This is a genomic window from Halalkalibacter lacteus, assembly GCF_036663595.1.
GTDB lineage: Bacteria > Bacillota > Bacilli > Bacillales > Bacillaceae_D > Halalkalibacter > Halalkalibacter lacteus.
The window spans coordinates 1-251 of record NZ_JAWRVL010000346.1 but is presented as its reverse complement, the minus strand read 5'-3'; the positions used below and the strand labels follow the sequence as shown (position 1 = coordinate 251).

Annotated in this window: 1 protein-coding gene; it reads left to right on the top strand. The window is 75.7% G+C overall.

Features of this window, described 5'->3' with window-relative positions:
- Positions 1 to 251, top strand: a 251-nt coding sequence (locus SAZ04_RS22600; protein WP_488803355.1) for an oxidoreductase, incomplete at both ends; no start/stop codon positions are given.

Below are 251 nucleotides of genomic sequence, written 5' to 3'. Positions count from 1 at the left end.
CCGCTGGGGCGGCGACTTCGAGGGCCGCGCCCGGCTGCCGCTGGAGGTCGTCCGCGCCGTGCGCGCCGCGATCCCGGATTCGGTGCCGCTGCTGGTGCGCGTCTCGCACACCGACTGGGTGGCGGGCGGCTGGGACACGGAGGAGACGGTGGAGCTGTCCCGCCGCCTCAAGGCGCTCGGCGTGGACATGATGGACGTGTCCTCGGGCGGGCTCGACCCGGCGCAGAAGATCCCGGTCGGGCCCGGCTACC